10 protein-coding genes and 2 pseudogenes are annotated in these 9343 nt (G+C 66.5%); 6 read left to right on the forward strand and 6 right to left on the reverse strand.

Annotation, left to right across the window (positions count from 1 at the left end; genetic code table 11):
* A pseudogene (locus B073_RS48605) lies at positions 1-215 on the forward strand (IS630 family transposase); the annotation flags it as partial.
* Positions 216-446: 231 nt separating this feature from the next.
* Positions 447-1607: a phage tail sheath family protein gene (locus B073_RS0137105; protein ID WP_037814110.1), complete on the forward strand. Its 1161-nt coding sequence runs from the start codon at positions 447-449 to the stop codon at positions 1605-1607.
* A 126-nt stretch (positions 1608-1733) separates the two neighbouring features.
* On the opposite strand, the pseudogene B073_RS0137110 reads toward B073_RS0137105, so the two are convergent.
* A pseudogene (locus B073_RS0137110) lies at positions 1734-2179 on the reverse strand (transposase); the annotation flags it as partial.
* A gap of 120 nt (positions 2180-2299) precedes the next feature.
* Complete coding sequence (locus B073_RS43165; protein ID WP_018543121.1) at positions 2300-2602, reverse strand: hypothetical protein; 303 nt, start codon at positions 2600-2602, stop codon at positions 2300-2302.
* Positions 2603-2966: 364 nt separating this feature from the next.
* Between B073_RS43165 and B073_RS48610 the strand changes: the two genes are divergently transcribed.
* From B073_RS48610 to B073_RS0137130, 4 genes are all read left to right on the forward strand, one after another.
* On the forward strand, positions 2967-3311 hold the full coding sequence (locus B073_RS48610) for a hypothetical protein (RefSeq protein WP_018543122.1): 345 nt from the start codon (positions 2967-2969) through the stop codon (positions 3309-3311).
* Complete coding sequence (locus B073_RS42460; RefSeq protein ID WP_078508389.1) at positions 3212-3565, forward strand: TetR-like C-terminal domain-containing protein; 354 nt, start codon at positions 3212-3214, stop codon at positions 3563-3565. The genes B073_RS48610 and B073_RS42460 overlap by 100 nt, the downstream gene beginning before the upstream one ends.
* A gap of 19 nt (positions 3566-3584) precedes the next feature.
* Positions 3585-3839: a hypothetical protein gene (locus B073_RS46985; RefSeq protein ID WP_158690324.1), complete on the forward strand. Its 255-nt coding sequence runs from the start codon at positions 3585-3587 to the stop codon at positions 3837-3839.
* Positions 3840-4444: 605 nt separating this feature from the next.
* On the forward strand, positions 4445-5035 hold the full coding sequence (locus B073_RS0137130) for an isochorismatase family protein (RefSeq protein ID WP_018543124.1): 591 nt from the start codon (positions 4445-4447) through the stop codon (positions 5033-5035).
* A 294-nt stretch (positions 5036-5329) separates the two neighbouring features.
* Here B073_RS0137130 and B073_RS0137135 read toward each other — a convergent pair whose 3' ends face one another.
* From B073_RS0137135 to B073_RS0137150, 4 genes are all read right to left on the reverse strand, one after another.
* On the reverse strand, positions 5330-6361 hold the full coding sequence (locus B073_RS0137135) for a nuclear transport factor 2 family protein (RefSeq protein ID WP_018543125.1): 1032 nt from the start codon (positions 6359-6361) through the stop codon (positions 5330-5332).
* Positions 6362-6748: 387 nt separating this feature from the next.
* Positions 6749-8203 carry a hypothetical protein gene (locus tag B073_RS0137140; protein ID WP_026248084.1) on the reverse strand — a complete coding sequence of 485 codons (1455 nt, stop codon included), beginning with the start codon at positions 8201-8203 and terminating at the stop codon, positions 6749-6751.
* A gap of 32 nt (positions 8204-8235) precedes the next feature.
* Positions 8236-8724 (reverse strand): hypothetical protein, encoded by a 489-nt coding sequence (locus B073_RS45465; protein WP_018543126.1) that lies wholly within the window; start codon positions 8722-8724, stop codon positions 8236-8238.
* The coding region (locus B073_RS0137150) for a discoidin domain-containing protein (RefSeq protein WP_026248085.1) at positions 8721-9343 on the reverse strand (623 nt) is incomplete at its 5' end. The genes B073_RS0137150 and B073_RS45465, both read right to left, overlap by 4 nt.

A 9343-nucleotide genomic window follows, 5' to 3' on the forward strand; every position in this document is an offset into this window, starting at 1 on the left:
CTGTCGGTGCCTGCTGGCTGAACCTGCAGGAAGGTTGGTGGCGCATCTTCCGTAAAGCTGCCCTCGCAGGCCAGTCCTTCGCCGGACCAGACGAAATCGACCAGGCAACCCGTCTGGCAACGGCCCAGCTCAATGCCCGTGCCAGACCATGGATCTGGGGCAGACCCGCCCCACCAACCCGCCAACTACGACGCCGCTATACGTACATACTTTGAGGAACGTAGCACTAGAGCGTGTCTCTTTGAACGGCGATGGACAGGCGGGCACGGGCGTGCCGGACTGCATAGAGGTGCAGGAAACCGGGCTAGCTGCCAATCAAGCAAGATCGCAAGCAGTAGTCCGATCAGGTGACATTTCTGAGCCTATGTCAGTTTGGTCTCTAGGCTTTGCTGGGAGCGCCCGACCTGGCGCTTGCCCCTGTCCCCTTGCGATGCCCGAGGAGCTCCATGCCGCCTTCCAAGCCGCCCGGTGTCTACATTACGGAAGTAGACAGCGGGGTTCGGATGATTACCGGAGCGGGTACCTCGACGCCCGCGTTCATCGGCTCTATCCCCGGTGAGGTGAGAGAGCCGCGCCAGGTGCAGAGCTGGAACCAGTTTCGCGAGATCTACCTTCCCTCCGGCGACGGAGAGGACTTCACTGCTTCGTCGTATGCGGCTGAGGCGGTGTACGGCTTCTTCGCGAACGGCGGGGGCTCGTGCTACGTCGTCGGCACGGCCGACGGCGATGACTGTCTAGCGGCCTACCAAGGAAACGAGGACGAGGGAACCGGCCTGGCCGCGTTGGAGCTCGTCCCCGAAGTGAAGATCATCGTTGCTCCAGATCTGTGGCAGACCGCGGAGGATGCTCCCGCCATCGCGAAGGCCATCGCCCGGCACTGCGCCGACCTGGGCAACCGCATGGCAGTGCTCCACACCAAGCAAGGTCTCTCCGCAACTGACGCAGAGAAGGTGCCCGCAGCGTTTGGCTTGGATGAGGAGGAAGCGCAGTTCACGTCCGTCTACTACCCGTGGGTCACTACGCCCGGCTTTGACGGAACCGAACGTCTGATTCCGCCCTCAGGGCACATCGCCGGGGTATGGGCTCGCACCGATGCGCAGCGCGGTGTGCAAAAGGCCCCCGCGAACCAGAACCTTCAGACGGTCACCGGTATCGAGGTGAGCCTGAGCGACGATGAGCAAGGGCCGCTCAATGCGGCCGGGGTGAACTGCCTGCGGTCCTTCCCTGGACAAGGCGTATTGGTGTGGGGTGCCCGCACCCTCTCCGACAGCAGCGAATGGCGCTACCTGAACGTCCGCCGTCTGGCCAACTTCCTGAGGGAGTCAATCCGGACCAGCACCAAATGGGTGGTTTTCGAGCCAAACGATGAACGGCTTCAGTCTGCCGTCCGCGCGAGCACCACCTCGTTCCTGATGGAGCAGTGGCGTTCCGGGGCGCTGCTGGGACATACGCCGCATGAGGCGTTCTACGTTATCTGCGACGAAAGCAATAACCCGCCCGAAGGCATCGCGGACGGAAAGCTGACCATCGACGTCGGCGTCGCCGCTGTCAGGCCAGCAGAATTCATCACCTTCCGGATCCTCCAGATCTCCGGCAGCGAGACGTAGGAAAGCATCGGCCAGCCGGCCAGCCGGCCAGCCGGCCAGCCGGCCAGCCGGCCAGCAAGCAAGCAAGCCGACTGCCCCTGGCCTGAGGCCCCCTTGGGGGGTCTCAGGCCAATTACCTTCCTCTGGTCATCTGCGAGCCCAGATCAAGATCGCGGCGAGGTGGAGTGCAGCCTGGTATGCGATAGCGAGTTTGCCGGTTCGCATGGCCAAGCCACGCCAATGCTTGAGCCGCGCAATGCAGCGTTCGGCGCTGTTGCGCTGCTTGTAGGTGTCACGGTCGAAGCCAGGCGGCCGGCCGCCGTGACGGCCGCGTCTGAGCCGGTGGCTGAACTGGTCGGCGAGCTGTGGGATGACGGCACGGATGTCCCGGCCGCGAAGGTGGCTGAGGATCGCGCGGGACGAGTACGCGCGGTCCGCGATCACGGTTGTCGGGCGAGTCCGTGGCCTTCCACCCCGGTGCGCGGGACTCGGATCCGGGCCAAAGCCGTCTCAAAGGCAGGCGTGTCCCCGGCCTGACCTGCCGTGACGACCAAAGCCAGAGGGCGGGCGCGTCCGTCACAGGCCAGGGCGCAGGAGGTGGGGTTCGGTTCGCCGGGCCCGGCCCGGTGGTCAGGCCCGGGCCCGGGTGTGTGGTCGCTACCGTCCGGCGCCCCAGCGCACCACATCGTCGTGGTTCATGGTTCGCCGTCCTTTCAAGTGCTGCGGGCCCGGCGGTGGCTCGCACCCGTACCCCGGCGGCGTGTGGACATCAGCCACAGGAGTGCCGCGAACAGCACCACAGCGACGATTACTCCGGCCAGCGTCGCGCCGCGGAACATCGGCGTTTTGACGTCCATCACGGTGCGGCCCGCGCGGGCCCCGCCGCCTCGGCCGACGACGACGGCGAGGGTACACAGGTTGGGTGCCGCCAGCAGGAGCGCGCCCAGCGTCGCGATGCCCCGGGCTTCGGGCGACCGCTCGCGGTGTACCGCGAAGCGCAGCAGCAACAGCGGCAAACAGGGTGCACACCAGGCTGATGGTGATGCCCAGCACGATCCCAACCCACAGGTGGCCGCCCACCGCGTCGCCGATCCGCTGGGCCCACCATCGCGGCACCAGTGTGGCCGCAATGAGGTAGACCGCGACCAGACCGGCCACGGCCGCGAGGCCGAGCAGCAGTCGGCGGCGCCACTCGGGGCCGGCGGCGGACACCGTGCCGGCCGCAGCCGCGCCCCTGGGGGCTTGGGTACGCCGGGTGGCCATGCCTTCATCGTCACCCTCACGGACCGCATCCGCTCGCCGAAAGAAGCCCGGAGATTACTGTCCGTACGGAGGGGCGCTGTCCGTGCCTGGGGCGGCGCGGCGGATGAGGAGTGGTGGATGGCGCACTGGTTCATCCGGCATGTGGTCGACACCGGGCGGCTGCGGCTGTTCTGCTTCCTGATCGCCTTCATCGGTGCGTTCTTGTTCATCCGGTTCAGCGTGCGCATGATCAGGGCTGGGGTGAAGTGGTGGCCGGGCAATGTCACGCTGGGCGGGTTGCACATCCACCACGTCGTCTTCGGCTTGGTGTTCATGATGATCGGGGGCGTCGGGGGGCTCGCCGTACAGGACGGCGCGTTGCTGTGGGCCGCGCTGGCCGCGCTGCTGTTCGGGGTCGGTGCGGCGCTCAACTCGCCCATTTCCTCCGCGAGTCGGATCCCGGGGCCGTCTTCCGGTCCCTGATCGCCCAAGCCCAGCACGATCCGGTGTTCGCCGAGGAGTTCCGGTCCCGGTTCCTCGACGAGCAGCGCGTCCGCGACCGCCTGCCCCTTGAACGCGCCCTCCAGCGAGGCCAGCTGCCCGAGGGGCTGGACGTGGCGGCGGAGACGGATCAGCTCGTCGGGCCCCTCTACTACCGCGTCCTGGTTATGGGCGAGCCGGTCAGCGAAGGCTTCATCGACCACATCATCGACGGCTTCCTGCAACGCACGCACTGAACAGGCCCCGACTTGCCGGATGGACGTGGGCGGCCCATGCGCCTATGGCACCCGCGACTACCGTCACCCTCTCGTCGGCCCGCTCACCCTTACGCATCAGGTCCTCAAACTCCCCGACGACGAGGGCCAGCGCGTCGTGGTCTTCAACGCCGCTCCGGGCTCTCCGACCGAGGCCGGCACTGCGGCTGCTCGCCGAGCAGCCAGTACCGAAACCCCCACCCAGCGAAGGGACGAGCGTGAGCACAACCGACATCCACCTGGAGTACGCCGATGACCACACGACGGACATCCGACTGACCCAGGAACTGCACGCGGGGCTTCGGAGCCGCGCCACCGCATCGGTACCGTCGTCGTAGTGCCGTCCCGGTCCAGCAACCCGCGGACAGTGTCCGGGTGCCCGGCGCACTGGCCGCCTTGCGGAGCAGGTGGAGAACGACACAGACCGCACACCAACAATATCGGCGTCACGCGCTTCGAGCCCGGGCGATGCTCAGCGGCGTCCCGTCGCGCAGGTCACGGCAACTGGAAGCAACGCAGCCGCTGCAAGGGCAGGGGACTGCCGGGCCCGGGTACTGGGGTTGCCCGGCGCTATGGATACCGCCCGGTCGTCAGCGCCTTGGATGTCGGCGTCGCCGCAGTACCCGGCACCGCGACCGTACTGCGGGATCTCTCGGTCGAATCACCATGATCCCCGCGCCCCGACCAGTCACTGCGTCAGATCGTCCGGAGGGCGACGAGTGGGCCGAACTCGTGCGACAGCCGGGACCGAGCGCGTGCGGGCCTAGCTGGTCGGGTGAATGACGGGGCCCCGTGGTGCGCCGGTTCATAGCGGACGGGCAGGCATACGGGCACGGGTTCCTGCAAGGAAAGGATGGAGCTGTGCGCCGTGCTCTGATCGTCGTCGATGTGCAGAAGGACTTCTGCGAGGGCGGCAGTGTTCCGGTGAAGGGCGGCGCGGACAGGGCTGTCGCCATCGCCGACCTGGTGCGGCGCGCTGACGGGGGTTACGCGTATATCGTCGCCACCCGCGACCACCACATCGATCCGGGGGCTCACTTCTCCGAGCACCCGGATTTCGAGAACTCCTTCCCCGTGCACTGCGTCGTCGGCAGCGAGGGAAGCGACTTCCATCCGAACTTCGCGCCCGCCGTCGCCTCCGGGTCCGTCGACGAGGTCTTCTACAAGGGGGCGCACTCCGCCTCGAAGAGCGGTTTCGAGGGTTCGACCCAGGACGGCACGTCGCTGGCCGACTGGCTGCGTGCCCGGGACGTCAGCGATGTCGACGTCGTGGGCATCGCCACCGACCATTGTGTGAAGGCCACCGCGTTGGACGGCGTACGAGGGGGCTTCGCGGTACGGGTCCTGCTCGACTACACCGCCGGTGTTGCCGCCGACACCACCAGCACGGCGATCAGCGAGCTGCGCGAGGCGGGTGTGGCGCTGAGCGGCGAGCCGGTCGTCCTCAGCTGAAGCAGCTGCCGCTTCTGCTGTGTGGCCGGCAGGTCCTCGCGGCCGTGTGAGCTGTTGTCGAAGGTGGCTGGCGGCTGCCTGGTAGTTGTCTGTGTCTGACACGCTCGGGGGTGCCCTTCGTGTGCCCCGCTGTCGGAAAAACCCTGGCCGAAAGGCAGGTTCCGCGCAGCATCCGGCCCGGAATCAGTAGCGCAGAGCCACGACGTGAGCGCCGGTCGACAGCACGGTGATCAATGTGGGGATGACGCGCAGCCCGGTGCAGCCGGTGGGGCGGCCGGCCGGCCGCCCCGGTCATCAGCCGATGGTGAACTCGACGGATTGCTCGCTCAGGACGACTTTGTCGTTGCCGGTGTAGTTACGGCCGTCTGTGGTCTTGCTGCCTCGGGTCTTCACCCCGCTCGCCGTGACCTTGTGAGTGCCCAGGGCCAAGTCGCGGAAGACGCGCTCGGCCTTGAGCGGATACGGCACCTTCTTGCCGACGACGGTGATGTCCTCGGAACTGATCATCGCGCCGTCGGGACCCGTCAGGGTCAGGGTGAAGTCCATCTTCGGCTCGAAGCCGGCCGCCAGCTCGTTGTTCTCCCCGAACCACTTGATTGATTCCCAGATGTAGGGGATCACCTCGTAGGTGACGGTCACCTTCTGCAGCTCGACGTCCCAGCCCAGGTCGGCGGTGAGGACGGCCTCGACCTTGGAAACGCGGTCCTTCTCCCCCATGAAGGTCTTCTTGCCCGTGGCCGGATCGCGGTAGGTGCGGAAAGGCTTGTCGGGATCGACTTTGATGCCCGTTTCGATCCAGTCAACGCGTCCGTACATGCCTACCGTGCACTGCTGGACCTGCTCCTGGCCGTCAGGTCCGAAGCGCCGGCGGCGCAGCGTACCGAAGGGGTGCTTGGTTCCGTCGGAGGCGGTGCAGGTGCTTCGGGCCAACTTCTCCTGCCTCAGCTGGTCCGCCTCGCCCAACGCCTGTTTCACCAGTTCGAAGGGCACCTCAACGTCGGTGGTGATCTCGAACTGGGAGATCTTGTCTCCGGCAACGGTGAACTTCCAGGTGACGCCGTCCAGGTCTCTTGGGTCAAGGTGGACACTTTGTTTTTTGCAGTGGGAGACACCCGTCACGGATGTGCCTCCGTCGGTCTCGGAGCCGACGGTGAAATGCCGGGTGGACTCCCACCACTCGATGATGCCGACATAGTCACCGTCCTGGACGAACACCGCATCACCTCCATCGACCAGGACGGCCTGCCAGGCATCAAGGTCGCGCTGGTTGAAGGCTTCGATGAACGAACGGACCACCGGATGGGAAAGCGCCTCGACGGTCGTCATGTACTACCTCTCCTCCTCTTGCCCCCACGTGATGGCATACAGTAACGATCGCGACACTCAATGCAACCCTCCCGGCGGCCTCCTCTGCCTCCAGCAGGCCCAGCATCGCTACGCCGTCGAGCGTCCCCACTCGCTCCGGCAGGACACCGTGCCGGTTCGTCCCATCGGCGGCAGGGAGCTCACGCCCGTCCAGGGAATACTGGTTGAGGTAGTCAACCGCGCTGCCAGGAGGCGGAAAGGGGGCGGGCTACTGACGCGGGTGCTGACTCTGTCCGGAACCAGAGCTCTTCGAGCCCAGTCGTGGAACAGGGCTGTCCCAAGTTCCGGATCGGCCGCCTCGGTCAACGGCTGATCATCACCGACAAACCTAGGAAAAGCGCCATTCGTTCACAGCTTGTGGGCATCGTCGGGGCTGGCAGTGGTGCTCGGCTTATCGGTTCCGAGGTCGCTTGGGCCTGCATCCTTCTCGGATTGGTCACTAGATAGAAAGAGCGACCACCGGCTAGCCCGACCACCGGGAGAGGGCACGGTGCGGACGTATGGACCTCCCTCTCCGTCAAGGTACTGCCCGTGATACCTGTTTGAGATATGTACTAGGTTGCCTGATCGCAGTACTGGTAGGCCGTCGACGTTGACCCCGCCCTTGACGGTCAGCCCGTCCCAGATGCCAACATTTTTATTGAGGCTGACCGGGCCGTTGACGGTGAGGGACTTGCCGGGCCCGATGGTCACGTGGTCGTTGGCTTTGATAGGCCCGTTGGTGGTAAGGGTCTTCCCGGCTGCGATAGTTACCGAGTCCTCGGCTTTGATGGGCCCGTTGGTAGTGAGGGTCTTCCCGGCCGCGATGGTTACCGAGTCCTCGGCCTCGATAGGACCGTTGGTGGTGAGGGGACCGTCGGTGGTGACCTTCCCCTGTCCGGCGGTTGCGGCGGCTTCTGCGGTCAGTGCGCCGTAGACGGTGAGCTGACCGCCGTTTGCGGGGATGTTCAGGCTTGCCTTGTCCTGCAAGGACAGGGTGTTCTTGACGCTGATGGCACTGCCGGCGGCGGGGGCTGCGATGCTCGTGACGGCGAGGTCGGGGTTGTTGACCTTGATGTAGGTGGTGAGGTAGCGGGTTTCGTCGCCCATTTGGGCTTGGAGGGTGATGCTGGTGTCGTCGACCAGTTCTTCCGGGGAGGTCCAGATGCCGTTTGCGGCCGGGACTGACTCCTGGGTGCCGTCCGGTTTCCGGTAGTGCATGGTGTAGATCGCGTTGGGGGTGCCTTCCCAGTACAGCGTTGCCTTGGTGGCGCGGTTGATGGCGACCGTGGCCGGGCGGAAGCTGTGGAGGTAGAAGGAGTCGTCGCGCTTGATGATGTCGCGTCCGCCGGAGCGCTCGGTGAACGGCCCGTCTGCTCCGGTGGTCGAGGTGGACTCTTCCCAGGCGATGTTGACCGGGCCTGGGCCGCCGTTGATCTCGATGCCCCACAGTTCCAGTTGGAACGACCAACTGCCGTCGAACTTCGCAGGTCCGCCTTCCGGCTTGCATGTGAAGACGACTTCGTCGGGGCTGCTGTGGCGGTCGACCTTCCACTGCCGCTTGTCGTCGGGAACGGTGGCGTCGGCACGAATCAGAGTCGGTTCGCTGGTCAGGGCGGTTGCCTGGCGGCCGGTCGGGATGCTGACGGTGAACCGCTTGCAGTGCACGGGCCAGGTGGCGGAGTCGTCCTTGACCTTGCCGTAGGTGATCGTCAGCTTGCCGTATTCCGGTTTGGCGAAGGTGGAGACCCGCAGCGGGCTCGGGTCCTCGACCATGGAGGGCGGGAGCATCATGTCACCGGTGGTGGAGTTGGGAGAGGTCATGGTTGTGGTCTCCTCACAGTGGTGATGGGTGGTCAGCTGGGCTGGGGTGTGGTGGTGAGGGTGGCGCTCCTGGTGTGGTGCTCCGGGCTGCTGCCATCGAGCGCGGTGTCCTCGGAGACGCGGATCGTGTCGCCGAGTGGGGTGCTGATGTCGAGGGTGAGGGTGAGTGCCCAGGTGCCGTCGAAGCGGGCGGTTTCGGCGGGGACGAGGGTGAGGAGGGTGTTGGCCGGGTCGGTGGTGGAGGCTTTGACCATCCATTGCCGGCCGTGGCCGGGACCTCGGGGGAGGTCCAGGCGCGTGCGCAGGATGACAGGCTCACCGGTCGGCACGCGGGCGGTGGGGGCGGCGGGGAGGCTGAAGGTGATCCGCTCGCAGTGCACCGGTGGGTTGAGGGAGTCCTCTTCGTTGTTCCCGATGGTCAGGCGCATGCGGTTGAGGGCCAGTGCGCCGGGTTGTGCGGCGGTCGCCGGGGTGTGCTCCGTGCGGTAGGGCAGGAGCAGGATGTGGTCCGGGCTGGTCACGATGTGGGTCCTTCCGGGGCCGGTGAGGTGGCCGGGGCAGGGGTGGAGCGGGTCTGAGCGGGGGCGGCGGGGTGGAGTTGGAGGTAGCCGGAGCGGGCGATGGGCAGCGGGGTGTCCGGGTGGGAGAGCTGGTCGGCGTTGTAGATGAGGTGCTCGTCCCAGTCGGGCAGCGGCAGGCCGGTCGCGGTGCCGTCTACGGGGATGGGCTCGGCCCAAGTCCAGTCACCGTGCCAGGCCGCGGGTCGGGGCATGACGAGGGACTTGTCCGGTGGTGCGGCCAGTGCCGTGAGCTCCCGGACGACGACGGGCTCATCGGAGGGTGCGGTGTGTCGTAGCCGCAGGTAGCGGGCGGTGAGCGGGGGGTTGGGAGTGTGGTGGATCTCGGTTACCTGCGTGCTGCTGAGCAGGAGGGTCCACTGTTCGCCGTCGGTGGATGCTTCCAGGTCGGTGGCTTGGGGGGTGTGGGTGCCGTCCGGGTGGCCGAGGAGGATGTCGATGGCTTCCACGGGGCGTTCGGTGTGCAGGTCGAGGCGGACCCAGTCGCCTGCCGCGGGTGGCTCGCTGCTTTCGTAGGAGGTGGTCGGGTCGCCGTCGGTCATGGCGGAGGCCGGGTGGCCGG

The sequence above is a fragment of the Streptomyces sp. MspMP-M5 genome (genome assembly GCF_000373585.1).
Classification (GTDB): domain Bacteria; phylum Actinomycetota; class Actinomycetes; order Streptomycetales; family Streptomycetaceae; genus Streptomyces.